Origin of the sequence: Streptomyces violens (assembly GCF_000717745.1) — a bacterium.
In the GTDB taxonomy this organism is placed as follows: domain Bacteria; phylum Actinomycetota; class Actinomycetes; order Streptomycetales; family Streptomycetaceae; genus Streptomyces; species Streptomyces violens.
This window is the reverse complement of record NZ_JOBH01000017.1, coordinates 167,334-189,577: the sequence shown is the minus strand read 5'-3', so window position 1 is coordinate 189,577 and position 22,244 is coordinate 167,334. Positions and strand designations below refer to the sequence as shown.

General features: G+C 71.1%; 23 protein-coding genes. 13 read left to right on the top strand and 10 right to left on the bottom strand.

Annotated elements, in window-relative coordinates; translation table 11 throughout:
• Positions 1 to 24: 24 nt before the first annotated feature.
• Positions 25 to 1,023 (bottom strand): NAD-dependent epimerase/dehydratase family protein, encoded by a 999-nt coding sequence (locus tag IF04_RS0129095; protein ID WP_245654542.1) that lies wholly within the window; start codon positions 1,021 to 1,023, stop codon positions 25 to 27.
• Between the two features lie 217 nt (positions 1,024 to 1,240).
• Between IF04_RS0129095 and IF04_RS0129090 the strand changes: the two genes are divergently transcribed.
• A complete protein-coding gene (locus IF04_RS0129090) occupies positions 1,241 to 2,179 on the top strand; it encodes a beta-ketoacyl-ACP synthase III (RefSeq protein WP_030264341.1) in 939 nt (312 codons plus the stop codon).
• A 114-nt stretch (positions 2,180 to 2,293) separates the two neighbouring features.
• The gene (locus IF04_RS0129085) at positions 2,294 to 2,743 is read left to right on the top strand and encodes a VOC family protein (RefSeq protein ID WP_037961072.1); all 450 of its coding nucleotides are present in this window, start codon (positions 2,294 to 2,296) and stop codon (positions 2,741 to 2,743) included.
• Positions 2,744 to 2,753: 10 nt separating this feature from the next.
• Here IF04_RS0129085 and IF04_RS0129080 read toward each other — a convergent pair whose 3' ends face one another.
• Positions 2,754 to 3,665, bottom strand: coding sequence for a glutaminase (locus IF04_RS0129080; RefSeq protein ID WP_030264338.1), 912 nt, complete (start codon positions 3,663 to 3,665; stop codon positions 2,754 to 2,756).
• Between the two features lie 10 nt (positions 3,666 to 3,675).
• Entirely contained in the window at positions 3,676 to 4,425 is a 750-nt protein-coding gene (locus IF04_RS0129075) for a helix-turn-helix domain-containing protein (RefSeq protein WP_030264336.1), read from the bottom strand.
• Between the two features lie 119 nt (positions 4,426 to 4,544).
• On the opposite strand from IF04_RS0129075, the gene IF04_RS0129070 reads away from it, so the two are divergent.
• The 3 genes from IF04_RS0129070 to IF04_RS0129060 all read left to right on the top strand — a co-directional run bounded on the left by IF04_RS0129070 (position 4,545) and on the right by IF04_RS0129060 (position 6,543).
• Entirely contained in the window at positions 4,545 to 4,781 is a 237-nt protein-coding gene (locus IF04_RS0129070) for a hypothetical protein (RefSeq protein WP_030264333.1), read from the top strand.
• Between the two features lie 210 nt (positions 4,782 to 4,991).
• The gene (locus IF04_RS0129065; RefSeq protein ID WP_030264330.1) at positions 4,992 to 5,582 is read left to right on the top strand and encodes an N-acetylmuramoyl-L-alanine amidase; all 591 of its coding nucleotides are present in this window, start codon (positions 4,992 to 4,994) and stop codon (positions 5,580 to 5,582) included.
• A 43-nt stretch (positions 5,583 to 5,625) separates the two neighbouring features.
• Positions 5,626 to 6,543: a 1-aminocyclopropane-1-carboxylate deaminase/D-cysteine desulfhydrase gene (locus IF04_RS0129060; protein ID WP_030264327.1), complete on the top strand. Its 918-nt coding sequence runs from the start codon at positions 5,626 to 5,628 to the stop codon at positions 6,541 to 6,543.
• Positions 6,544 to 6,583: 40 nt separating this feature from the next.
• On the opposite strand, the gene IF04_RS0129055 is transcribed toward IF04_RS0129060, so the two are convergent.
• Positions 6,584 to 8,191: a Na+/H+ antiporter gene (locus IF04_RS0129055; RefSeq protein WP_030264323.1), complete on the bottom strand. Its 1,608-nt coding sequence runs from the start codon at positions 8,189 to 8,191 to the stop codon at positions 6,584 to 6,586.
• A gap of 40 nt (positions 8,192 to 8,231) precedes the next feature.
• Between IF04_RS0129055 and IF04_RS0129050 the strand changes: the two genes are divergently transcribed.
• The 4 genes from IF04_RS0129050 to IF04_RS0129035 all read left to right on the top strand — a co-directional run bounded on the left by IF04_RS0129050 (position 8,232) and on the right by IF04_RS0129035 (position 10,721).
• On the top strand, positions 8,232 to 8,492 hold the full coding sequence (locus IF04_RS0129050; RefSeq protein WP_030264320.1) for a UBP-type zinc finger domain-containing protein: 261 nt from the start codon (positions 8,232 to 8,234) through the stop codon (positions 8,490 to 8,492).
• An 84-nt stretch (positions 8,493 to 8,576) separates the two neighbouring features.
• Positions 8,577 to 9,065, top strand: a complete 489-nt coding sequence (locus IF04_RS0129045) for a GNAT family N-acetyltransferase (protein WP_030264318.1) — start codon at positions 8,577 to 8,579, stop codon at positions 9,063 to 9,065.
• Positions 9,066 to 9,331: 266 nt separating this feature from the next.
• Positions 9,332 to 9,745, top strand: coding sequence for an ATP-binding protein (locus tag IF04_RS0129040; RefSeq protein ID WP_030264314.1), 414 nt, complete (start codon positions 9,332 to 9,334; stop codon positions 9,743 to 9,745).
• 43 nt (positions 9,746 to 9,788) lie between these two features.
• Positions 9,789 to 10,721, top strand: coding sequence for an RNA polymerase sigma factor SigF (locus tag IF04_RS0129035; protein ID WP_030264312.1), 933 nt, complete (start codon positions 9,789 to 9,791; stop codon positions 10,719 to 10,721).
• A 393-nt stretch (positions 10,722 to 11,114) separates the two neighbouring features.
• Here the strand turns inward: IF04_RS0129035 and IF04_RS0129030 are convergent, their stop codons facing one another.
• The gene (locus tag IF04_RS0129030) at positions 11,115 to 11,570 is read right to left on the bottom strand and encodes a hypothetical protein (protein WP_030264308.1); all 456 of its coding nucleotides are present in this window, start codon (positions 11,568 to 11,570) and stop codon (positions 11,115 to 11,117) included.
• Between the two features lie 83 nt (positions 11,571 to 11,653).
• Between IF04_RS0129030 and IF04_RS0129025 the strand changes: the two genes are divergently transcribed.
• On the top strand, positions 11,654 to 12,637 hold the full coding sequence (locus IF04_RS0129025; RefSeq protein WP_030264305.1) for a diacylglycerol/lipid kinase family protein: 984 nt from the start codon (positions 11,654 to 11,656) through the stop codon (positions 12,635 to 12,637).
• A 317-nt stretch (positions 12,638 to 12,954) separates the two neighbouring features.
• A complete protein-coding gene (locus IF04_RS0129020) occupies positions 12,955 to 13,212 on the top strand; it encodes a WhiB family transcriptional regulator (protein ID WP_003983230.1) in 258 nt (85 codons plus the stop codon).
• A 258-nt stretch (positions 13,213 to 13,470) separates the two neighbouring features.
• Here IF04_RS0129020 and IF04_RS0129015 read toward each other — a convergent pair whose 3' ends face one another.
• Positions 13,471 to 14,940 (bottom strand): sensor histidine kinase, encoded by a 1,470-nt coding sequence (locus IF04_RS0129015; protein ID WP_030264301.1) that lies wholly within the window; start codon positions 14,938 to 14,940, stop codon positions 13,471 to 13,473.
• A gap of 552 nt (positions 14,941 to 15,492) precedes the next feature.
• Between IF04_RS0129015 and nagB the strand changes: the two genes are divergently transcribed.
• Positions 15,493 to 16,275, top strand: coding sequence for a glucosamine-6-phosphate deaminase (gene nagB, locus IF04_RS0129010; protein WP_030264299.1), 783 nt, complete (start codon positions 15,493 to 15,495; stop codon positions 16,273 to 16,275).
• Positions 16,276 to 16,363: 88 nt separating this feature from the next.
• Here the strand turns inward: nagB and IF04_RS0129005 are convergent, their stop codons facing one another.
• The 4 genes from IF04_RS0129005 to IF04_RS0128990 all read right to left on the bottom strand — a co-directional run bounded on the left by IF04_RS0129005 (position 16,364) and on the right by IF04_RS0128990 (position 21,090).
• Positions 16,364 to 17,899: a glycoside hydrolase family 3 protein gene (locus IF04_RS0129005; protein ID WP_030264298.1), complete on the bottom strand. Its 1,536-nt coding sequence runs from the start codon at positions 17,897 to 17,899 to the stop codon at positions 16,364 to 16,366.
• Positions 17,900 to 18,041: 142 nt separating this feature from the next.
• Positions 18,042 to 18,872 (bottom strand): carbohydrate ABC transporter permease, encoded by an 831-nt coding sequence (locus IF04_RS0129000; RefSeq protein ID WP_030264297.1) that lies wholly within the window; start codon positions 18,870 to 18,872, stop codon positions 18,042 to 18,044.
• A complete protein-coding gene (locus tag IF04_RS0128995) occupies positions 18,869 to 19,792 on the bottom strand; it encodes a carbohydrate ABC transporter permease (protein ID WP_245654550.1) in 924 nt (307 codons plus the stop codon). The genes IF04_RS0129000 and IF04_RS0128995 overlap by 4 nt, the downstream gene beginning before the upstream one ends.
• A gap of 44 nt (positions 19,793 to 19,836) precedes the next feature.
• Entirely contained in the window at positions 19,837 to 21,090 is a 1,254-nt protein-coding gene (locus tag IF04_RS0128990; RefSeq protein ID WP_030264293.1) for an extracellular solute-binding protein, read from the bottom strand.
• A 243-nt stretch (positions 21,091 to 21,333) separates the two neighbouring features.
• Here IF04_RS0128990 and IF04_RS0128985 point away from each other — a divergent pair, with 243 nt between their 5' ends.
• The gene (locus IF04_RS0128985) at positions 21,334 to 22,095 is read left to right on the top strand and encodes a GntR family transcriptional regulator (protein ID WP_030264290.1); all 762 of its coding nucleotides are present in this window, start codon (positions 21,334 to 21,336) and stop codon (positions 22,093 to 22,095) included.
• Positions 22,096 to 22,244: the final 149 nt, after the last annotated feature.

The window sequence follows — 22,244 nt, the reverse complement described above, 5'->3', positions numbered from 1 at the left end:
ACGTTCCGGCACGGCACGCGGCTCTCAGGATCCGGTCGTACCCAGCACCTTCGCCTCCTTCTCCGGGGACAGCCGGACCAGCGGGCGGTCCGGCCGCTGCGGCGCCGTCCCGCCGATCGACCGCAGCCAGTCCCAGGTGTCGGCCACCGTCTCCGCCACCGGACGGCAGCGCAGCCCCGCCGCGTACGCCTTCTCCACCCCCGTACGGTGCAGCGTGTCGTGGTACTCCGAGCCCGGCGGCACCCAGACCGGCAGCTCCGTCCACGGCTCGATGCCGGCCGCGAGGATCTCCGCCGGGTCGGTCCAGCGCAGCTCGGCGGCCGACCCCGTGACCCGGACGCACGCCTCCAGCAGCTCGCCCATGGTGGCGTGGCCGCTCCGGCTGATCATGTTGTACGGGCCCGACAGCCCCGCTTCGACGGCGTGCAGGATCCAGTTCGCGAGGTCGCGGGGGTCGATGTACTGGAGCGGGAGGCCGTGCGGGCCCGGGGCCAGGACGGGGCCGCCGCGGGCGGTCCGGGACAGCCACCACGGCAGCCGCCCGACGTTCTCGTAGGGACCGATGATCAACCCGGCCCGCGCGAACACCGACCCATCGGCGCCGAAGGACTCCTCGGCCGCCAGCTCACCGCCCCGCTTGGCCTCCGCGTACGGCACGTCGCCCGCGTCCGGATCGCCCGCCACGAGGGGGGCCTCCTCGCCCAGCCCCGCCGCCTTCGGGTGCACGTACACCGAAGCGCTCGACACGTATACGTAGCGCCCCGCCCGGCCGGCCAGCAGCCGGGCCGTGTCCCGTACCGCCGACGGCGCCCAGGACCAGGTGTCGACCACCGCGTCCCACTCCCCCGTGCGCAGCGCCGCGAGCCCCTCCGGAGCGGTGCGGTCACCGTGGAGCACAGCCGCGCCCGGCGGTGCCTCGTGCCGGCCCCGGTGGAACACCGTGACCTGCCATCCCTGTGCGAGGGCCGCCTCGGTCACGGCCCGCCCGACGAACTCTGTGCCACCCAGCATCAGCAGTCTCATGCCGCCGACTCTGCCCGTACGGGTGTACGGGCGTCCCGCGCCTCGCTCTCAGCGGAATCGCCTACCACGGGGGACGGTGCCTACCACGGGGTGACGGTCGAAACTCTCCAGATCCGCGCCCCGAAGATTGGACGGTCACGCACCCCGGTACGCCGCCGCGCCGCCAACACTGGTGAGGTCGGTATTCCGTTTCCACTTTTCACCCACAGGGGGAGAGATGACCGGGTCGCGCATCCTTGCGCTGGGCCACTACCAGCCCGCCAAGGTGCTCACCAACGACGACCTGGCCGAGCTCGTCGACACCGACGACGCCTGGATCAGCAGCCGGGTCGGCATCCGTACCCGGCGCGTCGCCGCCCCCGACGAGACCGTGGACGCGATGGCCGCCGCCGCCGCGGCGAAGGCGCTCGCGACGAGCGGCCTCGACCCGGCCGACATCGGCCTCGTACTCGTCGCCACCTGCACGGCCACAGGCCGCAGCCCGAACACGGCCGCCCGGGTGGCCGCCCGGCTCGGCATCCCGGCGGCCGCCACGATGGACGTCAACGTGGTGTGCGCGGGCTTCACCCACGCGCTGGCCACCGCCGATCACGCGATCCGGGCCGGCGCGGCACGCAACGCGCTGGTGATCGGCGCGGAGAAGTTCACCGACGTGGTCGACTGGACGGACCGCTCGACCTGCGTCCTGGTGGGCGACGGCGCGGGCGCGGCCGTGGTCACCGCGGCGGCGGAGCCGGAGATCGGCCCGGTGCTGTGGGGCTCGGTCCCGGAGATGGGCGACGCGGTGCGCATCGAGGGCGAGCCGGCCCGCTTCTCCCAGGAGGGCCAGACCGTGTACCGCTGGGCCACCACCCAGCTGCCGGCCATCGCGCGCCAGGTGTGCGAGCGCTCCGGCGTACGGCCGGACGAGCTGGCCGGCGTCGTACTGCACCAGGCCAACCTGCGGATCATCGAACCGGTCGCCGAGCGCATCGGGGCGGTGAACGCGGTGATCGCCCGGGACGTCGTGGAGTCGGGCAACACCTCGGCGGCGTCCGTGCCGCTGGCCTTCTCGAAGCTGGTCGAACGGCGCGAGGTGCCCTCGGGGGCTCCGGTACTCCTCTTCGGGTTCGGCGGAAACCTTTCGTACGCGGGGCAGGTCGTGCGCTGCCCGTAGGGGCAGCGCTTGCAGGCGCTGTGCCCGTAGGCGCGGCTCGCGGGTCGGGTGCGGCGCCCGGGGACGTCCGATTCGTTCAAGACCGGCGGCGCCGCGCCTTCGTACGCTCGACCCATGACTGACAGGACCAGCGCACAGACCACCCCCGGAGCCGCGGCGGCCCGTACCGCCCCCGCGCCCCGCTTCGCCGCGATCGGCCTGGCCGCCGCCGACATGGCGGCCTCGCTCGCCTTCTACCGGCGCCTCGGCCTGGACATCCCGGCGGAGGCCGACGCCGCTCCGCACGTGGACGCGCCGCTGCCCGGCGGGCTGCGGCTGATGTGGGACACCCACGAGACGCTGCGCTCCATGGACCCGGACTGGACACCGTCCTCCGGGGGCACACCCGAGCTCGCCTTCGAGTGCGCGTCCCCGGAGGCGGTCGACGCCCTCTATGCGGAGCTGGTCGACGCCGGGTACCGCGGCGCGAAGAAGCCGTGGGACGCCTTCTGGGGCCAGCGGTACGCCGTCGTCCTGGACCCGGACGGCCACGGCGTCGACCTCTTCGCGCCGCTGCCCTCCTGAGGGCCGGTCCTCAGAACACCGACCATCCGGTGAGCGTCGTGAAGTGGTCCAGCGCCGCGGCCCCGGCCACCGAATTGCCGCGCGCGTCCAGCCCCGGGCTCCACACACACAGCGTGCAGCGCCCGGGGACGACCGCCACGATGCCGCCGCCCACCCCGCTCTTGGCGGGCAGCCCCACCCGGTAGGCGAACTCCCCCGCCGCGTCGTAGGTGCCGCAGGTCAGCATCACCGCGTTCATCCGCTTGGCGTCGCGGGCGTGCAACAGCCGGGTGCCGTCGGCGCGCAGCCCGTGGCGGGCGAGGAAGCCGCCGGCCGTGGCCAGGTCGCGGCAGCTCATCTCGATCGAACACTGCCAGAAGTAGTGCTCGATGACGCTGGGGACGGGGTTCTCCAGATTGCCGAAGCTCGCCATGAAGTGGGCCAGCGCCGCGTTCCGGTTGCCGTGCTCGGCCTCGGAGCCGGCGACGGCCTGGTCGAAGGAGAGCTCCGGATTGCCGCTCTCCTCGCGCATGAAGTCCAGCAGCGCCGTGCTGGCGTCGCCGGTGAGGGTCTGCAGGCGGTCGGTGACGACCAGCGCGCCGGAGTTGAGGAAAGGATTGCGCGGGATGCCCTGCTCCCACTCGAGCTGCACCAGGGAGTTGAAGGGCGTGCCCGACGGCTCGCGCCCCACCCGCTTCCAGATGCTCTGGTCCTCCTGGGCCAGCACGAGCGCGAGGGAGAAGGCCTTGGAGATGGACTGCACGGAGAACGGGACCTCCCAGTCACCGACGCCGTACGTCTCCCCGTGGATGTCGGTGAGCGCGATCCCGAAGCGGTCCGGCGAGACGCGCTCCAGTGCGGGGATGTAGTCGGCGACCCTCCCTTGTCTCACCAGCGGCCGCGCACGGTCCGCCACCTCCTCGAGAACGGCCTGGTAGTCCATGCCGAACACGCTATCCCGGCGCGAGCACCGCCCCGAGCGGGGCTCCCGCCAGCGCCTTCACCTCGCGCGCCAGATGTGCCTGGTCGGCGTACCCGGCGACCGCGGCGACCTGTGCGTACGGCATCCCGGAGCGGGCCAGATCCAGGGCGCGCACCAGACGCAGCACCCGGCCGAGGGTCTTGGGGCCGTACCCGAAGGCGGCCAGGCAGCGGCGGTGCAGCTGGCGCTCGCCCACGCCGACCGCGTCGGCGAGCTCGCGCACCGGCGTGCCCCGGGCCGCGGCCCGTGCGATCAGTCCGCGTGCCGGGTCGGGCGCGGTACCCGTACGCAGCGCGGCGGCGGCAGCGGCTTCCAGGGCGCGACCGGACGCGGTTTCCGGGGCGCGGCCGGCAGCGGCTCCCGGGGCTTGCGGGCCGTGGTCGGCCGCCGCGGCGGCCAGCTCGTCGGTCAGCCGCCGTACCCGGTCGCGGGGCCACAGGTCAGCGAGGGGAACCCGCAGGTCACGCAGTTCGTGTGCGGGCACTCCGAAGACGGCCGGGCCCTGCCCCGGGGCGAAGCGCAGGCCGACGACGGGCGCCTCGGGGGCCCGCTCCGGCGCCTGCGGCAGATGCGGGCGGGTGTCCGGTCCCGCGACCAGAAGGCGGCCGTCGTACCAGATCAGATCGGTGCAGCCGTCGGGCAGCACGGGACGCGGCGCCGTTCCCGGGGTCTTGGTCCACACGGCGGCGCCGGACAGCACGGAGGGCCGTTCCCGGTACACGTCTCCAGCCTGGCACGGGAACCGCCGCCGCGTCCCGGCCGTTGATCGGGTACGGCACGCACCGGAGCCGGACGGCACCGGTGCCTGCGAGACCCATGGACCGACGCGGAGGCAGCACAATGGCGGGATTTCTGGACCGTGCCAAGGAGCAGGCGCAGCGTGGCCTGGCACAGGGCAAGCAGAAGGTGGACGAGGTCCAGCAGCAGCGCGCGGGCGCCGATCTGCTGAAGCGGCTGGGCGCGGCGTACTACGCCGAGCGGCGCGGCAGCGGCTCCCCGGAGGCGACGGCGACGGCGCTGCAGGCGCTCGAGGGGTACATCGCGACGCACGGGGACGGCATCCTGCGCGGCGCGTAGGGGCTGATCCGCGCGACCGGCACAGGTTCCCACGGTTCCCGTGCGCGAAACCGCTCCGGTAGGGACATATGTCCAGCGTATGCCCCGTAAGTGGCCGCTTCGGCTCGCATTGACCGCGAACTGCTGACCCAGAAGGTTCCGTTCCAGTACAAGCGTTTTACGAGGCGGTACGCGATCGGCGGCCGCTGTTGCACCGGAACGGAGCCGTTCATGGCCTCACCCATGTCAGCGGACAGATTCCTCGAAGCGCTGCGGGACGAAGGGCTGCGCGTCGTCGAGGTCGGCAACTGGCGCACGCACAACCGCAATCACAAGGGCCCCTGGGGCGGGGTGCACGGCGTGATGATCCACCACACCGTGACCTCGGGCGCCGAGGAGACCGTACGGATCTGCTACGACGGCCACCCGGACCTGCCGGGCCCGCTGTGCCACGGCGTGATCACCAAGGACGGCACGGTCCATCTGGTGGGTCACGGCCGCGCCAACCACGCGGGGCTCGGCGACGGCGACGTCCTGCGGGCGGTGATCGCCGAGCGGCGGCTGCCGCCGGACAACGAGGCCGACACCGACGGCAACCGCGTCTACTACGGCTTCGAGTGCGAGAACCTCGGCGACGGCGAGGACCCGTGGCCCGACGCACAGCTGGAGGCGATCGAGAAGGCGGCCGCCGCGGTGTGCCGGGTGCACGGCTGGAACGAGCGCTCGGTGCTCGGCCATCTGGAGTGGCAGCCGGGCAAGGTCGACCCGCGCGGCTTCACGATGGACGCGCTGCGCGAGCGCATCGGGAAGCGCCTGCGGTGACGTCCCGCCGCGTGGCGCGGGGCGCCGCGCGGACAATGGGGGCGTGACCGGCACCGTCCCCGACCCGAAGACGCTGCGGCCGCACCTGCCGTCCCCGGTACAGGAGATCGAGGACGACCGGTTCGCGCGCCGCGGCGTACGCCTGCTGCTCAAGCGGGACGACCTGATACACCCCGATCTGCCGGGCAACAAATGGCGGAAACTGGAGCCCAATCTCCGCGCCGCCGCGGCGGCCGGGGACCGCACGCTGCTCACGTTCGGCGGCGCGTACTCCAACCACCTGCGCGCCACCGCCGCGGCGGGCCGCCTCCTGGGCCTGGACACGATAGGCGTCGTACGGGGCGAGGAACTGGCCGACCGGCCGCTGAACCCCTCGCTGGCCCGCTGTGCCGCCGACGGCATGCGGCTGCACTTCCTGGACCGCGCCCGCTACCGCCGCAAGGACGACCCCGAGCTGCTCGACGCGCTGCGCGCCCGCTTCGGGCCGTACCGCCTGGTCCCCGAGGGCGGCAGCAACGCCCTCGCCGCCCGCGGCTGCGCCGCCCTGGGCCACGAGCTGGCCGGGGCCGCCGACGTCGTCGCCGTGGCCTGCGGGACCGGCGGCACCCTCGCGGGACTGGCCGCGGGCCTCGCCCCGGGACAGCGCGCCCTCGGCTTCCCCGTACTGAAGGGCGGCCCCGGCCCCGGCCACTTCCTGGAGGCAGACGTACTGCGCCTCCAGGAGGCGGCCTTCGGGGGCCGGCGCGGTGACTGGCGGCTGGACACCGCGTTCCACTGCGGCGGCTACGCCCGCAGCACGCCAGCGCTGGACGCCTTCGCCACAGATTTCGAGGCGCGGCACGGCCTGCCGCTGGAGCGGGTGTACGTGGCGAAGATGCTGCTGGGCCTGGTGACGCGTACCGAAGAGGGCGCCTTCGCGCCGGGCACCACCGTGGCCGCGGTGATCACCGGCTCACCCTGAGGCAGGCCGTGTCCCGGGACCTCTGAAGCAGCGCACCGCCTTACTCCGGGCTCACCGTCTCCCGGTACGCCGCCGCCTCCTCCAGGTCCAGCCGGCGCAGCAGCGTCCGCAGCATCTCGTCGTCGATCCGCCGGGCGTCGCGCAGCTCCACGAAGACCGCGCGCTCCGCGCCGATCATCTCCCGGGCCAGCCGCAGGTAGGTCGCCTCCACCGACTCCCCGGTCTCCGCGTTCGGCGGCCCCAGCCGCTCCCAGACGGCGTTGCGGCGGCGCTCCAGGACGGTCCGCAGCCGGTCCTCCAAGGGCCCCGGCAGCGCGTTGCGCGAGTCCTCCAGGAGTTCGCGCAGCCGGCGCTCCGCCGCGTCCGACGCGTCGTTCTGCGCCTGCGCCTCGGCCAGCGTCTCGGCCTGCGGATCCGGCCGGGGCAGCTTCAGGAGCCGGATCAGCGGCGGCAGCGTCAGCCCCTGGACCACGAGGGTGCCGATGACGGTGCTGAAGGTCAGGAAGAGCACCAGGTTGCGCGCAGGGAAGGGCTCGCCGCTGTGCGTCGTCAGCGGGATGGAGAAGGCGATCGCCAGCGAGACCACCCCGCGCATCCCGGCCCAGCCGACGATCACCGGCGCCGTCCAGGTCGTGTCGGCTTCCCGTTCCCGAATACGCGCCGACAGCCACCGGGGCAGGTACGTCGCGGGGAACACCCATACGAAGCGCGCCAGCACCACCACGGCGAACAGCACAAGGGCGTACGTGATCGCCTGCACGGTGCTGAACTCCCCCAGCCCCCGCACCACGACCGGCAGCTGGAGCCCGATGAGCGCGAAGACCGTGGACTCCAGCAGGAAGGCGACCATCGTCCACACCGCGGCCTCCTGGAGCCGCGTATCGAAGCCCACCTGCCAGGAGCGGTGCCCCAGGTACAGCGCGACCACCACGACGGCGAGCACCCCGGAGGCGCCGACGTGCTCGGCCACCGAGTACGCCAGGAACGGGATGAGCAGCGACAGCGTGTTCTCCAGTACCGCGGAGTCCCGCAGCTTGCAGCGCAGCCAGTGCAGCGGCCCCATGAGGACCAGCCCGATCCCGATGCCGCCGACCGCCGCGATGCCGAACTCCTTCAGGCCGCCGGCCCAGGTCGCGCCCTCCCCGACGGCCGCGGCGAGCGCCACCTTGTAGGCGGTGATGGCGGTGGCGTCGTTGACCAGCGACTCGCCCTGCAGGATGGTCGTGATCCGGCCGGGCAGCCGCAGCCGGCGGGCGATGGCGGTGGCCGCCACGGCGTCCGGGGGCGCGATGACCGCGCCCAGCACGAGGGCCGCGGTCAGCGGCAGGTCCGGGATGACGAGGTACGCGGCGTATCCGACGGCCAGCGTCGCGAAGAGCACGTAGCCGACCGACAGCAGCGCTACCGGGCGCAGATTGGCCCGCAGGTCCAGGTACGAGCTGTCCAGCGCCGCGGTGTGCAGCAGGGGCGGCAGCAGCAGGGGCAGCACGATGTGCGGGTCGAGAGGGTAGTCGGGGACGCCGGGCAGATAGCCCGCACCGAGCCCGGCCGCGACGAGCAGCAGGGGCGCGGGTACGGGCGTACGCCTCGCCAGTCCCGCGACGGCCGCGCTCCCGGCGACCAGCAACAGCAGTGGCATCACATCCATGGCAGACCCGTCCCCGCGCGTTCCGGCTAATCTGGCAATCATGAGCGAGTGCCCGCACGTTCTCGACCTGCCGCGCCCCGAACCGGCCGCGCTGAGCGACACCTGCACCGAGTGCCTCGCCGTCGGCAGCCACCCCGTACAGCTGCGGCTCTGCCTGGTCTGCGGCCACGTCGGGTGCTGCGACTCCTCGCCGTACCGGCACGCCACGGCGCACTTCGAGGCGACCGGGCATCCGGTGATGCGCTCCTTCGGGGCGGGCGAGGACTGGCGCTGGTGCTTCACCGACAAAACGCTGGTCTGAGCGCTGGTACGAGCGCTCCTCCGGGCGCGCGGGCCGCACGGCGCCCGGCGCCGGTTGTCAGTGGGGCCCGTTAGCCTTCACAGCATGATCCGCACTGCGACACCCGACGACGTTCCGGCGATCCACGCCATGATCCGCGAGCTCGCGGAGTACGAGCGCGAACTGGAGTCGGCGAAGGCCACCGAAGAGCAGCTCCGCGACGCCCTGTTCGGCGAGCACCCGGCCGTCTTCGGGCTGATCGCCGAGGAGTCCGGCACCCCGGTGGGCTTTGCCCTGTGGTTCCGCAACTTCTCCACGTGGACGGGCACGCACGGTGTCTATCTGGAGGACCTGTACGTCAGGCCTGCGCACCGCGGCGCCGGACACGGCAAGTCACTGCTCGCCGCGCTGGCGCAGATATGCATCCGCCGTGGATACGGACGTTTTGAATGGTCAGTCCTGGATTGGAATGAACCGTCCATCGGTATATACAAGTCGATCGGTGCTCAGCCCATGGACGAATGGACCGTCTTCCGGCTCACTGGAGAGGCACTGCACGAGCTCGCGGCAACTGCAGATGCCAACGCAGCGTAACCAGCGCCGATTTGGCAGTGCAGACCCCTAGCCACTGTCCGTACCCGTAGGCTTACAATGAGTGACACTCGTGGGTTTGCGGGACACTGCGAGTCCCACCGTCGTGCCAGGCCGGCAGCCACGCCGATCCCGGGCGACATTGCACCGCAGATCGCGATAGCGTCGCACAGCGCATGCGCTGTGCCGGGTGGCCGTTCCTTCCGCCGGGAGGATCCGGTCCGGCATGAATATCAGCTCAAACAGCTTGTGTCACCTTGGAGGTGAGGGTGTCCCAGATCGCAGGCGAGCCCGGGAATCAGGACTTCGTGGAAGTCCGGCTGCCCGCTGCGGGTGCCTATCTGTCGGTGCTGCGTACGGCCACGGCCGGACTGGCAGCCCGGTTGGACTTCACCCTCGACGAGATCGAGGATCTGCGTATCGCCGTCGACGAGGCGTGCGCGATCCTCCTGCAGCAAGCCGTCCCCGGAAGTGTGCTGAGCTGCGTCTTCCGGCTGATCGACGACGCGCTGCAGGTGACCGTATCGGCTCCCACCACCGACGGACGCGCTCCAGAGCGCGACACCTTCGCCTGGACGGTGCTCTCCGCACTGGCCGGCAAGGTCGACTCCACCGTCGCCGAGGACCAGACGGTCAGCATCAGTCTGTACAAGGAGCGCGGCGCCGGTCCCGGACCGTCATGACCGAAGAGGGGGCCCTGTGAAGGATCTGGAGCGCGGCGCGCGGATGGAGCCCAGAGTGGCCATCCCCGAGCAGCAGGCCCGGCCGCACCCGATGGGCACGGACGACCTCAGCGGCCGGTTGAACGCGGCGGAGCAGGCAGAGCGGGCGGACCACATGGACCACAGCGAGCAGCAGCGGCAGCAGCAGGATCCGCAGCATCACCCTCACGATGCGCATGATCCGCACGACCGCAGTGGTGCCCGCGCGATGTTCTACGAGCTGCGCAAGCTCCCGGAGGGCTCCGACGAGCGCGCGGAGCTGCGGAACACCCTGGTCCGGATGCACCTCCCCCTGGTGGAGCATCTCGCCCGGCGCTTCCGCAACCGCGGCGAGCCGCTCGACGACCTCACCCAGGTCGCCACGATCGGCCTGATCAAGTCGGTGGACCGGTTCGATCCGGAGCGCGGCGTGGAGTTCTCCACGTACGCCACCCCGACCGTGGTCGGCGAGATCAAGCGGCACTTCCGCGACAAGGGCTGGGCGGTCCGCGTGCCGCGCCGCCTGCAGGAGCTGCGGCTGTCGCTGACCACGGCGACCGCGGAGCTCTCCCAGCGGCACGGCCGTGCCCCCACGGTCCATGAGCTGGCCGAGCATCTGCGCATCTCCGAGGAGGAGGTGCTGGAGGGCCTGGAGTCGGCGAACGCCTACAGCACCCTCTCGCTGGACGTGCCGGACACCGACGACGAGTCCCCCGCGGTCGCCGACACCCTGGGCGCCGAGGACGAGGCGCTGGAGGGCGTCGAGTACCGCGAATCCCTCAAGCCGCTGCTGGAGGACCTGCCGCCGCGCGAGAAGAAGATCCTTCTGCTGCGCTTCTTCGGCAATATGACCCAGTCGCAGATCGCCCAGGAGGTCGGCATCTCGCAGATGCACGTCTCCCGGCTGCTGGCCCGCACCCTGGCCCAGCTCCGCGACAAGCTGCTGGTCGAGGAGTAGCGGACCCTCCGGCGGGGCGGGAGACCGCCGGATCCGCCGCACTCCGGACCACGACCGCACGACGGGCGCGGGCCGCACCGACAGCCCCACAGGACTCCGCCGGGAGCCACACGGGCCCGGTGCGCCCGCGCCCGTCGGCGTACGGACTTCCCGAACGCCCGCTCGTACGAGGACGTACGACTTTCCAGCACGCCCGGCACAATCCCGGCGTACGGCTTTCCGGCACGCCCCGCGCAAGCCCGGCGTGCGGCTCTCCTGAGCGCCCGCGCGAGTACCGGCGTACGGCTGTGCGGCCGCCCCGGCGCGCAGCGAGCGCCGCCGCCTACACGCCGCCCCCTGCGCGGTCCCCGCAAGCCGGCGACTGGCCCCGGCCACGAGTCGGCCGCGAGTCGGCTACGTGTCCTCGCGCGGCCCGATGCCCAGCGCCTCGGTGGCCGTCGGATTGACCAGCAGACCGAGCACGACGAACGCGACGACGCCCAGGACCACGCCGCCCGCGAGCAGCGCGCCCCCGCCGTTGATCAGCGTCCAGGCCACCGGCAGCGCCACGATCTGAGTGATCAGCGAGGGTCCGCGGCTCCAGCGCCGCCGCAGCCACAGCCCGCGCGCGGAGACCAGCGGCAGCAGCGCGAGCACGATCACGGTGATCCCGCCCATCTCGGCCTGCTGAGGGCTGTCCGGCGAGCCGGTCAGCCCGTCGACCAGCATGTAGACGCCCAGCGCTGCCAGCGCGAGCCCTTCCAGGCCCGTGAGCACCGCCGCGGCGGTCAGCCGGCGCGGCCGCGGCCCGGCGGGTGCGGGGACGGGCGTGGGGGCGGCTGGGGTCCGCTTCTGCTTACTGCTGCTCACCCCAGCAGGGTAGCGCCGGGGACCCGTCCACCTGACGGGCAGGGGCTGGGCCCTCGTACCCACAGGTAGGTACCCTGCTCCCCATGCGTGCACTTCTCGTGGTCAACCCTGCAGCAACCACCACCAGTGCGCGCACCCGTGACGTACTGGCCCACGCGCTGGCCAGCGACCTGAAGCTGGAGGTCGCGCAGACCGAGTACAGAGGTCACGCGCGCGACCTCGCCCGCCGGGCCGCGGAGAGCGGCGAGACGGAGCTGGTGGTCGCCCTCGGCGGCGACGGGACGGTCAACGAGGTCGTCAACGGTCTGCTGACCCACGGCCCGGACCCGGAGGCGCTGCCGCGCCTCGCGGTGGTCCCCGGCGGCTCCACGAACGTCTTCGCCCGGGCGCTGGGTCTGCCGAACGACGCCGTGGAGGCCACCGGCGCCCTGCTGGACGCACTGCGCGACGGCAGCGAACGTACGGTCGGACTGGGTTTGGCCGCCGGCACACCGGACACTCAGGACGAGATGATTCCGAAGCGCTGGTTCACTTTCTGCGCGGGCTTCGGCTTCGATGCCGGCGTCGTGGGCCGAGTCGAACAACAGCGCGAACGCGGCAAGCGTTCGACCCATGCGCTGTATGTGCGACAGGTCATGCGCCAGTTCATGGGCGAGCCGAACCGCCGGCACGGCACGATCACGCTGGAGCACCCGGGCACCGAACCGGGCTCGACGGAAGTGATCAAAGACCTCGTCCTGTCCATAATCTGCAACACCGCCCCCTGGACCTACCTGGGCAATCGCCCGGTCTACCCGTCGCCACAGGCGTCCTTCGACACCGCCCTGGACGTCTTCGCGCTGAGCAGACTCTCCACCCCGGCGGTCGCCCGGTACGCCACCCAGCTGCTGGCGTCAACCCCGGACCGCGGCCCACGGGGAAAGCACGCCGTATCGCTTCATGATCAGACGGACTTCACCTTGCATTCACAGGTTCCACTGCCCTTCCAGATGGACGGCGACCACCTGGGACTGCGTTCCAGCGTGACGTTCACAGGCGTACGCCGTGCACTGCGTGTGATTGTGTGAGCAGTAGGGCCTAAAGTCCTTTCAGTCGAACGTTTAGGCTGACTTCCACCCCCCAGAAGTACGGCTGTGACGCAGCCGACACCAAGGAATCAAAAAAAAGTTTCCGGAAGGGGTTGTATCCGCCGCCGAGGTTTGCGAGTCTCTTCATGGCGATCGGGACGGCCGCTCTTCGGCCCCCTTGAGAGCCCGAATCCCCTCCTCTTTTCCAGGACCGCACCAACCCCATGCGGGTGTTCGGCCCTTCCCTTGCGGAGGGATTCGTGAAAGCGTTCACATTCACAAGCAACGTTCCCGTAATACGAGGAGATGGAGCAGCCATGGACTGGCGTCACCGCGCCGTTTGCCGCGAGGAAGACCCCGAGCTCTTCTTCCCCATCGGCAACACCGGTCCTGCGCTGCTGCAGATCGAGGAAGCCAAGGCCGTCTGCCGCCGCTGCCCCGTCATGGAGCAGTGCCTGCAGTGGGCGCTCGAGTCCGGTCAGGACTCCGGCGTCTGGGGTGGTCTGAGCGAGGACGAGCGCCGCGCAATGAAGCGCCGTGCGGCTCGTAACCGGGCGCGCAACGCCAGCGCCTGAACCAGACGCCCCGTGGCATCCGAGCCGCAGCGCGCAGTACCCCCGATGCGCTAAGCAACGTGAGCTTTGAGCCCCGGACCGTAACTCGGTCCGGGGCTGACTGCTGTCCGCGCACGCCTCCGTATGGCCGTACGGAGGGGAGCGCATGGTGGTGCGTATCGCGTGAGATGCGCCACCAGGCGCCCCGCCCGCACCTCCGCGCACGGGGGCGCGAGCGGGATGAACCGGCCGCGGCCGGTCAAGGCCCTGCCGGCACGCTCAGTGCTTTTCGGCCCGCACCGGAATGTCCAGCACCACTTGGGTGCCGCGCCCGGGGGCCGGAAGCATGTCGAACGTGCCGCTCATCTCACCCTCGACCAGCGTCCGGACGATCTGCAGCCCCAGGTTGCCGGCGCGCTGCGGGTCGAACCCCTCGGGCAGCCCGCGGCCGTCGTCCCGGACGGTGACCCGCAGGCGCGGCTCCGTACTGCTGCCGCCGCGCACCGCGCCCACCTCGACCGTGCCCTGCTCCCCCGGCGCGAAGGCGTGCTCCAGCGCGTTCTGGAGGACCTCGGTGAGCACCATGGACAGCGGGGTGGCGACCTCGGCGTCCAGGATCCCGAAGCGGCCGCTGCGCCGCCCGGCCACCTTCCCCGGCGAAATCTCCGCCACCATGGCCAGCACTCTGTCGGCGATCTCGTCGAACTCGACCCGCTCGTCCAGGTTCTGGGACAGCGTCTCGTGGACGATCGCGATGGAACCGACCCTGCGGACCGCCTCGTTCAGCGCCTCGCGGCCCTGGGGCGAATCCATCCGGCGGGCCTGCAGCCGCAAGAGGGCGGCAACTGTCTGCAAGTTGTTCTTCACCCGGTGGTGGATTTCCCGGATGGTCGCGTCCTTCGTAATCAATTCGCGCTCTCGGCGTCGCAATTCGGTGACGTCGCGCAGCAGCACGAGTGAACCGATGTGCGTGCCCTTCGGTTTGAGCGGGATGGCTCTCAGTTGAATGACGCCGTCGTCACCCTCCACCTCGAATTCGCGCGGCGCCCACCCGCTGGCGAGCTTCACGAGGGCCTCGTCCACGGGGCCGCGCGCCGGTGCGAGTTCGGCGGTGGCCCGGCCGAGGTGGTGGCCGACGAGGTCGGCGGCGAGTCCGAGGCGGTGGTACGCGGAGAGCGCGTTCGGACTGGCGTACTGGACGACGCCGTCCGCGTCGAGCCGGATGAGCCCGTCGCCGGCTCGCGGCGAGGCGTCCATGTCGACCTGCTGGCCGGGGAAGGGAAACGATCCTGCAGCGATCATCTGCGCCAGGTCGGACGCGCTCTGCAGGTAGGTGAGCTCCAGCCGGCTGGGCGTCCGTACGGTGAGCAGGTTGGTGTTCCGCGCGATCACGCCCAGCACCCGGCCGTCCCGGCGTACGGGGATGGACTCCACCCGTACGGGCACTTCCTCGCGCCACTCGGGGTCGCCCTCGCGCACGATGCGGCCCTCGTCCAGCGCGGTGTCCAGCATGGGGCGGCGGCCGCGCGGCACCAGATGGCCGACCATGTCGTCCTGGTACGACGTCGGCCCGGTGTTCGGACGCATCTGCGCGACGGACACGTACCGCGTGCCGTCCAGGGTGGGCACCCACAGGACGAGGTCGGCGAAGGACAGGTCGGAGAGCAGCTGCCATTCCGAGACCAGCAGATGGAGCCACTCGAGGTCGGAGTCGCTCAGAGCGGTGTGCTGGCGGACGAGATCGTTCATGGAGGGCACGCATGCGAGCCTACCGGCGTACGGTGTATCCGTTGACCGTGCACAGGCATGGACTGATGCGCATGGTCTAGTCCACAATGAATCGGTAAAAGGCTTCCGCCCTCCCCGCACAGGAGGACGGATAGAGGACCGAGGCGCTCTCTGCCCTGACTGCGCCGCGGCCTCCGATCGGCCGGACCGGGCGCCGCGAGGAACCGCACACCTCACGGCGTGCACCGGCCGATGTCAGCTCCGGGCTGCGGTGCCGGACAGGTTGAGGGTCCTGTCCCGGCGCCGCGGCCCGCGGGTGTTTCCGGGCGCAGGCACAGGCGCATACTCAGACGGACATTTGAACGGCCCCCGCTCCTCCGAGGAGCGGGGGCCGTCGGCGTTTGCGCAGGTGGATCGGGGTCCGGAGGTCTGCGGTAGCCCGGCGCGTGGGGAGCGCGGAGCATGGAATCGCGGTGGCGTGCGCGGCGGTGCGCCAAGGGCACCACGGGGCCGCGACGCCGCTGCTAGAGTGGTCTATACCACTTGCCCCCTCTCCAGAACGGCAGGCCCAGCGTGGAAGTTGTCATCGTCCCGGATGCCAAGGAAGGCGGCGAGCTGATCGCCGAGGCCATGGCCGCCCTGCTGAGGCGCAAGCCCGACGCGCTGCTCGGCGTGGCCACCGGCTCGACCCCGCTGCCCATCTACGAAGCGCTCGCGAACAAGGTCGCGGCGGGGGCCGTGGACGCCTCGCGGGCCCGTATCTGCCAGCTCGACGAGTACGTGGGGCTGCCCGCGGGCCACCCCGAGTCCTACCGTTCCGTGGTGCTGCGCGAGGTCGTCGCGCCGCTCGGCCTGAGCGCGGACTCCTTCATGGGCCCGGACGGCGCCGCCGAGGACCTCCAGGCGGCCTGTGACGCCTACGACCGCGCGCTGGCCGAGGCCGGCGGCGTGGACCTCCAGCTCCTGGGCATCGGCACCGACGGGCACATCGGCTTCAACGAGCCGTGCTCCTCGCTCGCCTCCCGTACCCGTATCAAGACGCTGACGCAGCGCACCCGGGAGGACAACGCCCGGTTCTTCGACAGCCTCGACGAGGTGCCGCACCACGTCATCACCCAGGGCATCGGGACCATTCTGGAGGCCCGTCACCTGGTGCTGCTGGCCACGGGCGAGGGCAAGGCGGACGCGGTGGCCCAGACCGTGGAGGGGCCGGTGGCCGCGGTGGTGCCGGCCTCCGCGCTGCAGCTGCACCCGCACGCGACGGTGGTCGTCGACGAGGCGGCGGCCTCGAAGCTCAAGCTCGCGGACTACTTCCGCGCGACGTACGCGGCCAAGCCGGAGTGGCAGGGGCTGTAAGGAATCCCGTACCCCGTATCCGTATTCCGTACGGAACGCACAGGTGCCGAGTCCCGCGGGGCTCGGCACCTGTGCTTTTGCCGCGGCCTCAGCCGCCCGTGATGACCTCCGCGGCGGCCCGTCCGCAGACGCGGGCGGCCCCGTGGGTCGCGAGGTGCAGCGCTCCGGTGGGCGGCGCCTGCGGGACTCCCATCTCGACCACGACGGTGTCGGGCCGGGCGGCGACGAGAGCGGTGAGGGCGTCGGCCATCCAGGGGTGCCGGTGGACGTCGCGTACTACTGCGACGATCCTGCGGTGCGCCGCCTCGCGGAGCACATGGGAGACCAGTGCGGGCGTACCGGTCTCGGCGGCCTGTGCGGCGCTGTAACCGCCGGTCTCGGTTCCGGGGAGCAGCCGCGCGAGTTCGGCGGCGACGCCCCAGGGGGTCTCGTCGCCGACGGCGATGTTGGCGACGGGCGTGAAGGCAGCGACGTACGCGGGCGTACGCAACGGTTCGTACGGTTCGCCGCTCACCGTCGTCCGCAGCGCCCGGCGGGCGGCGCGCAGGCCGACCTCGGGGTCCCGCGGTGTGGCGTCCGTGGGCCCGCGTCGTCCCCGCTCCCGCGTCCACTGCGACAGCGCGCGCACCCGCGCGGCGGCGTCGGCGAGGCGCTCTTCCGGGAGGGCGCCGGAGCGCACGGCGCGTACCAGCGCGTCGCGGAGCCGGAGGACGGTCGCCTCGTCGGCCAGCCCGCCGCCGACACAGATGGCGTCGGCACCGGCGGCGATGGCGAGCACGCTGCCGCGTTCGATTCCGTACGTGGCGGCGATGGCCCGCATCTCCACGGCGTCGGTGACGATCAGGCCGTCGAAGCCGAGGCCGCCGGCCGCGACGGGCGCGCGCAGCAGTCCGTGCAGTGCGGCCGGGCTGAGCGTGGCGGGCAGATCGCCGTCGAGGGCGGGCACGAGGATGTGGGCGCTCATGACGGCCTTGGTGCCGGCCGCGACGGCCGCCTTGAAGGGCACGAGTTCGCGGGCGTGCAGGGTGTCGCGGGCGGCGTCGATGCGGGGCAGGTCGTGGTGGGAGTCGACGGCGGTGTCGCCGTGGCCGGGGAAATGCTTGGTGCAGGCGGCGACGCCGGCGGACTGCATGCCCTGGACGTAGGCGGCGGTGTGCCGGGCGACCAGGTGCGGGTCGGAGCCGAAGGAGCGTACGCCGATGACGGGGTTGCCGGGGTTGGAGTTGACGTCGGCGCTGGGGGCCCAGTTGAGGGTGATGCCGCAGTCGGCGAGGCGGCGGCCCAGCTCGCGGGCGACGGCGTGGGTGAGGCCGGTGTCGTCGACGGCGCCGAGGGCGAGGTTGCCGGGGAAGGAGGAGCCGCCGCGTACTTCGAGGCGGGTGACGTCGCCGCCTTCCTCGTCGATGGCGATGAGGATGCCGTCGGTCTCGGCGCGGAGGCGGGCACTCAGGGCGGCGAGCTGTTCGGGGGTATGCACGTTGCGTCCGAACAGGCCGACGGACGTGAGGCCCTCGCCGAGCCGGCGCAGCAGCCAGTCCGGCGCGTCGGTCCCGGTGAAGCCCGGCTGGAGCACGGCCAGCGCGTCGCGGGTGAGGGTGTCGGCGGAGCGTACGAGCGTCGTCATGGAGCTGCGTGTCCCTTCACTGCGCGTGAACAAGCAGGCGGGCGGGCGGCGGTACCGGACCGGAAGGCGGTAGCGGACCGGGCGCGGCTTTCATCAGATCGCAGACCGGTGGTCCGGGGGCGGAGGCAGGCGGGCGGCCGCGTCATCCCTTCACCGCGCCCGAGGTGAGGCCGCCGACCGCCTTGCGCTGCAGGAAGAGGAAGAGGATCAGGATGGGGAGGGCGAAGAGGGAGGCGGCGGCCATGGTGGCGCCCCAGTCGTCGCCGAAGTTGGTCTGGAAGCCGGACAGCCACAGGGGCAGGGTCTGGGCCTCGGCCTGCTTGTTGAGGATGAGGACGAGGGGGAATTCGTTCCAGGCGGTGATGAAGCCGAAGAGCGAGGTGGCCATCAGCCCGGGGGCGAGCAGCGGCAGGATGATCCGGAGGAATGCCTGGGGGCGGGAGCACCCGTCGACCATGGCGGACTCCTCCAGCTCCTTGGGGACGGCCGCGATGTAGCCGCGGAGGGTGAGGATCGTAAAGGGCAGCACCATGACCATGTAGAAGAAGGTGAGGGGCAGCAGGCTGTTCAGCATGTCGCCGTCCCGGACGATCATGTAGATCGCGATGACCATCACCTCCCAGGGCGCCATCTGGGCGACCATGAAGGTGACGATCACGCCGCGGCGCCCCTTGAAGCGCATCCGGGCGATCGCGAAGGACGCGAGCAGCGCGATCACGAGCGACATGCCCACGGCGAGGACCGTGACGGTGACGGAGTTGCCGACATATCGCCAGAAGTTCGGGGCGCTGACGGCGGTGCGGAAGTGTTCGAGGGTCGGGCTGAGCGGGAACCACACGGGGTCCTCGCTGATGATGTCGCCGGTCGGCTTCAGTGCCGTACTGAACATCCAGTAGACGGGGAAGAGCAGGCCCGCGGTCAGGGCCAGGGCCGTGGCGTTGGGCCAGAGGCGGCCGAAGAGACTGCGTTTCATCGCTCGTCCTCCTCCTGCCGGAGCACGATCCGGAGGTAGTACGAGGTCAGGGCCAGCAGGATGAGGATGGTCAGCAGCGAGATGGCCGCGCCCATGCCGTAGTGCTGGTTGCCCATGCCCTCGATGAAGGCGTACACGGGGAGGATTTCGGTGAGGCGCTCCGGGCCGCCCTCGTTGATGGCGAACACCTGGGCGAAGGCTTTGAAGATCCAGATGACTTCGAGGAAGGTCGTCGCGTAGAGGAAAGGCCTGATGAAGGGGAGCGTTACCGAGGTGAAGCTCCTCCAGAGGCCGGCGCCGTCGAGGGCGGCCGCTTCGTAGAGCTCCCTGGGGATGGTGGTCGTCGCGGCGTAGAGGTTGATCGCGACGAAGGGTACGGACTGCCAGACGACCAGGACGGTGATGACGAAGAAGGTGGAGAACTGGCCGCCGGTCCAGTTGAAGTCCGCCATGCCGTGCCACCCGAGGCGGTCCAGTACCCAGTTGACGACGCCGAAGCGCTGGGCGAAGAGCCACTGGTAGACGGTGGTGGCGGCGATGACGGGCATGGCCCAGGCGAGGACCAGACCGAACAGCAGGGTGAGCCGCATACGGGGGCCGAGCCGGGCGAGCAGCAGGCCGATGAGGGTGCCGATGCCCATGGTCAGGACGACGTTCGCGGCGGTGAAGAGGAGCGAGCGGAGGGAGACCCGCCAGAACTCCTCGTTGCCGAGGATCTCGCCGTAATTGTCCAGGCCGTTCCACTCGGTGGCGTGCCGGATGAGCTGTCCCATGTTGAGGTTCTGGAGGGACAGCAGTCCGTTGGTGACCATGGGCCAGCCGAGGAACACTGCGGTGACGGCGAGCGCGGGCAGCAGCAGGAGGTACGGCCCGTATGCGCGGCGCCGCACCTCCTTGGCGGGCCGCGGCGCCTCCTTCACGGGCCGTACCGCCTTGCGGGGCCGTACGTCGGTGGTGCTCGCGCTCACTGCTGCTGACCGAGGCGCTTGTTGAATTCGCCCTCGACCTGCCGGGCGGCGTCCATCGGCGTCTTACCGCTCAGGACGGCGGTCATGTACGTCTTGATGGGGTTGGGCGGGTTCTCCACCGCGCCCCATTCGGGAATCAGCGGGGTGGTGCCGCCGCCGGCGACGGCGGGCGCTGCCGCCTCGGCCGCCGGGTTGCCCTTCAGGGCGTTCTGCAGCGACTCCTTGTTGGGGATGACGCCGCCTTCTTCGGCGAGCTGTGCCTCGTACTTGTCGGAGAGCGCGATCTTCAGGAACTTCTTGGCCAGGTCCTGCTTCTGGCTGCCGGCGGCGACGGCGAGGTTGGAGCCGCCGAGGAAGACGCCCTCCGGTGTCCCGGCGGTCTCACCGGGGATGGTGAAGTAACCGATGTCCTTCTCGATCTTCGGGTTGGCCTTGATGGCGATCCCGGACTCCCAGCCCATGCCGATGAACGCGCCGGTCTTCCCCTTGGCGAAGACCTCGCCCTGCTGCGGGGTGGCCTCGTCCTTGTCCTTCGGTGCCTTGCTGAAGGACTGGTACTGCTTGTAGATGTCCATGGCCTTGGCGACCTTGGGGTCGGCGAGGTTGGAGACCCACTTGCCGCCCTGCTTCTTGACCAGGTTCGCCTTGGTACCGATGGTCAGGCCGTCGAAGAAGTACCAGTTCTGGCCGGGCAGATAGAGCGGCTCGGCGTCCGTCTTCTTCTCGATCAGGTCGAGGTCCTTGAAGAACTCGGTGCGGGTCTTCGGCGTGCCCTTGACGCCGGCCTCGGCCCAGATCTTCTTGTTGTAGACGACGACGCGGTTGGCGGCGTACCAGGGGGCGGCGTACTGCTTGCCCTCGTAGACGGCCGACTTGTTCAGGGACGGCGTCCAGTCGGCGCCGATCTCCTTCTTCAGGTCGTCCAGTTCGGCGAGGCCGGAGGTCTTGGCGTAGGCGGGGGTCTGGGTGTTGCCGACCTCGATGACGTCCGGCGGGTTCTCCTCGGAGAGCGCGGTGGTGATCTTCTGCTGAATGCCGTTCCACTTCTGGATCTCGATGTTCAGCTTCGCGCCGGTCTTCTTCTCGAAGGCGGCCGTGACGTCCTTCGTCCAGCCCGGTGGGGTGGAGCCGTCCATGACCCATACGGTGAGGCTCGCCTCGTCCGCCCCCGCCGACTCGCCGGACCCGCAGGCCGCGACACTTACCAGCATTCCCGCGACTGCCGTCGCCGCGATCAGCCCACGCTTCACAGCACACTCCCCTAATGGCTGGGTGGTGGTCTTTAATGGTTTAGACCAGTGCCCGCAGCTTGGCCTAGACCTTTAGGGGTGTCAAGAGGTGTATAAGAGTCGCAGTCGGCTCCGTTACCGGACCGACATCCGGCAGGCGCGGACCTGCGAGGGAGCATCGGCGCCCCACCCGTGCCACGATGTGAGCCGCTACGTACGGAGGAGCCGGTGACGACAGCACGAGTGGAGTCGGAAGGGCGGGTCATGGAGACCGACGAGGCCGGCGCGGAGTCCGGCAGCGGAGCCGCGCGCACCGCGCGGGTGCCCAAGTACTACCGGCTCAAGCGGCACTTGCTGGAGATCACCGAGACGCTGCCGCCGGGCACCCCCGTACCACCCGAGCGCACCCTGGCCTCGGAGTTCGACACCTCACGGACGACCGTGCGGCAGGCCCTGCAGGAACTGGTCGTCGAGGGACGGCTGGAACGCATCCAGGGCAAGGGCACCTTCGTCGCCAAGCCCAAGGTCTCCCAGGCGCTGCAACTGACCTCCTACACCGAGGACATGCGCGCCCAGGGCCTGGAGCCCACCTCGCAGCTGCTGGACATCGGGTACGTCACCGCCGACGACCGGCTGGCGGGGCTGCTGGACATCGCGGCGGGCGGTCGGGTGCTGCGCATCGAACGGCTGCGGCTGGCCAGCGGCGAGCCGATGGCCATCGAGACCACGCACCTGTCGGCCAAGCGCTTCCCGGCCCTGCGCCGCAATCTGGTCAAGTACACCTCCCTGTACACCGCGCTGGCCGAGGTCTACGACGTCCGCCCGGCGGAGGCCGAGGAGACCATCGAGACGTCCCTCGCCACCCCGCGCGAGGCCACGCTGCTGGGTACGGACGTGGGCCTGCCGATGCTGATGCTCTCCCGGCACTCCCTGGACCCCCAGGGCGAACCGGTCGAGTGGGTGCGCTCGGTGTACCGCGGCGACCGGTACAAGTTCGTGGCCCGGCTGCAGCGGCCGAACGACTAGCGGCGGCCGGACGACTGGCAGTACGGGGCCGGGCCCGGCCGCATGGGCCGGGAGGTGTGGAAGTGCACATCCTCGTCACCCTGGTTGTCCACAGGGTGTAGCGCACGTCACATTCCCTGCTTTACGGTCCTTCCGTCACCGTCAGGACG

What these genes read in the sequence shown, in the direction of transcription:
- IF04_RS0129095 (WP_245654542.1), bottom strand. Translation starts at nt 1,023, where the DNA reads ATGAGACTGCTGATGCTGGGTGGCACAGAGTTCGTCGGGCGGGCCGTG.
- IF04_RS0129090 (WP_030264341.1), top strand. Translation starts at nt 1,241, where the DNA reads ATGACCGGGTCGCGCATCCTTGCGCTGGGCCACTACCAGCCCGCCAAG.
- IF04_RS0129085 (WP_037961072.1), top strand. Translation starts at nt 2,294, where the DNA reads ATGACTGACAGGACCAGCGCACAGACCACCCCCGGAGCCGCGGCGGCC.
- IF04_RS0129080 (WP_030264338.1), bottom strand. Translation starts at nt 3,665, where the DNA reads ATGGACTACCAGGCCGTTCTCGAGGAGGTGGCGGACCGTGCGCGGCCG.
- IF04_RS0129070 (WP_030264333.1), top strand. Translation starts at nt 4,545, where the DNA reads ATGGCGGGATTTCTGGACCGTGCCAAGGAGCAGGCGCAGCGTGGCCTG.
- IF04_RS0129065 (WP_030264330.1), top strand. Translation starts at nt 4,992, where the DNA reads ATGGCCTCACCCATGTCAGCGGACAGATTCCTCGAAGCGCTGCGGGAC.
- IF04_RS0129055 (WP_030264323.1), bottom strand. Translation starts at nt 8,191, where the DNA reads ATGGATGTGATGCCACTGCTGTTGCTGGTCGCCGGGAGCGCGGCCGTC.
- IF04_RS0129050 (WP_030264320.1), top strand. Translation starts at nt 8,232, where the DNA reads ATGAGCGAGTGCCCGCACGTTCTCGACCTGCCGCGCCCCGAACCGGCC.
- IF04_RS0129045 (WP_030264318.1), top strand. Translation starts at nt 8,577, where the DNA reads ATGATCCGCACTGCGACACCCGACGACGTTCCGGCGATCCACGCCATG.
- IF04_RS0129035 (WP_030264312.1), top strand. Translation starts at nt 9,789, where the DNA reads ATGGAGCCCAGAGTGGCCATCCCCGAGCAGCAGGCCCGGCCGCACCCG.
- IF04_RS0129025 (WP_030264305.1), top strand. Translation starts at nt 11,654, where the DNA reads ATGCGTGCACTTCTCGTGGTCAACCCTGCAGCAACCACCACCAGTGCG.
- IF04_RS0129020 (WP_003983230.1), top strand. Translation starts at nt 12,955, where the DNA reads ATGGACTGGCGTCACCGCGCCGTTTGCCGCGAGGAAGACCCCGAGCTC.
- IF04_RS0129015 (WP_030264301.1), bottom strand. Translation starts at nt 14,940, where the DNA reads ATGAACGATCTCGTCCGCCAGCACACCGCTCTGAGCGACTCCGACCTC.
- IF04_RS0129005 (WP_030264298.1), bottom strand. Translation starts at nt 17,899, where the DNA reads ATGACGACGCTCGTACGCTCCGCCGACACCCTCACCCGCGACGCGCTG.
- IF04_RS0129000 (WP_030264297.1), bottom strand. Translation starts at nt 18,872, where the DNA reads ATGAAACGCAGTCTCTTCGGCCGCCTCTGGCCCAACGCCACGGCCCTG.
- IF04_RS0128985 (WP_030264290.1), top strand. Translation starts at nt 21,334, where the DNA reads ATGGAGACCGACGAGGCCGGCGCGGAGTCCGGCAGCGGAGCCGCGCGC.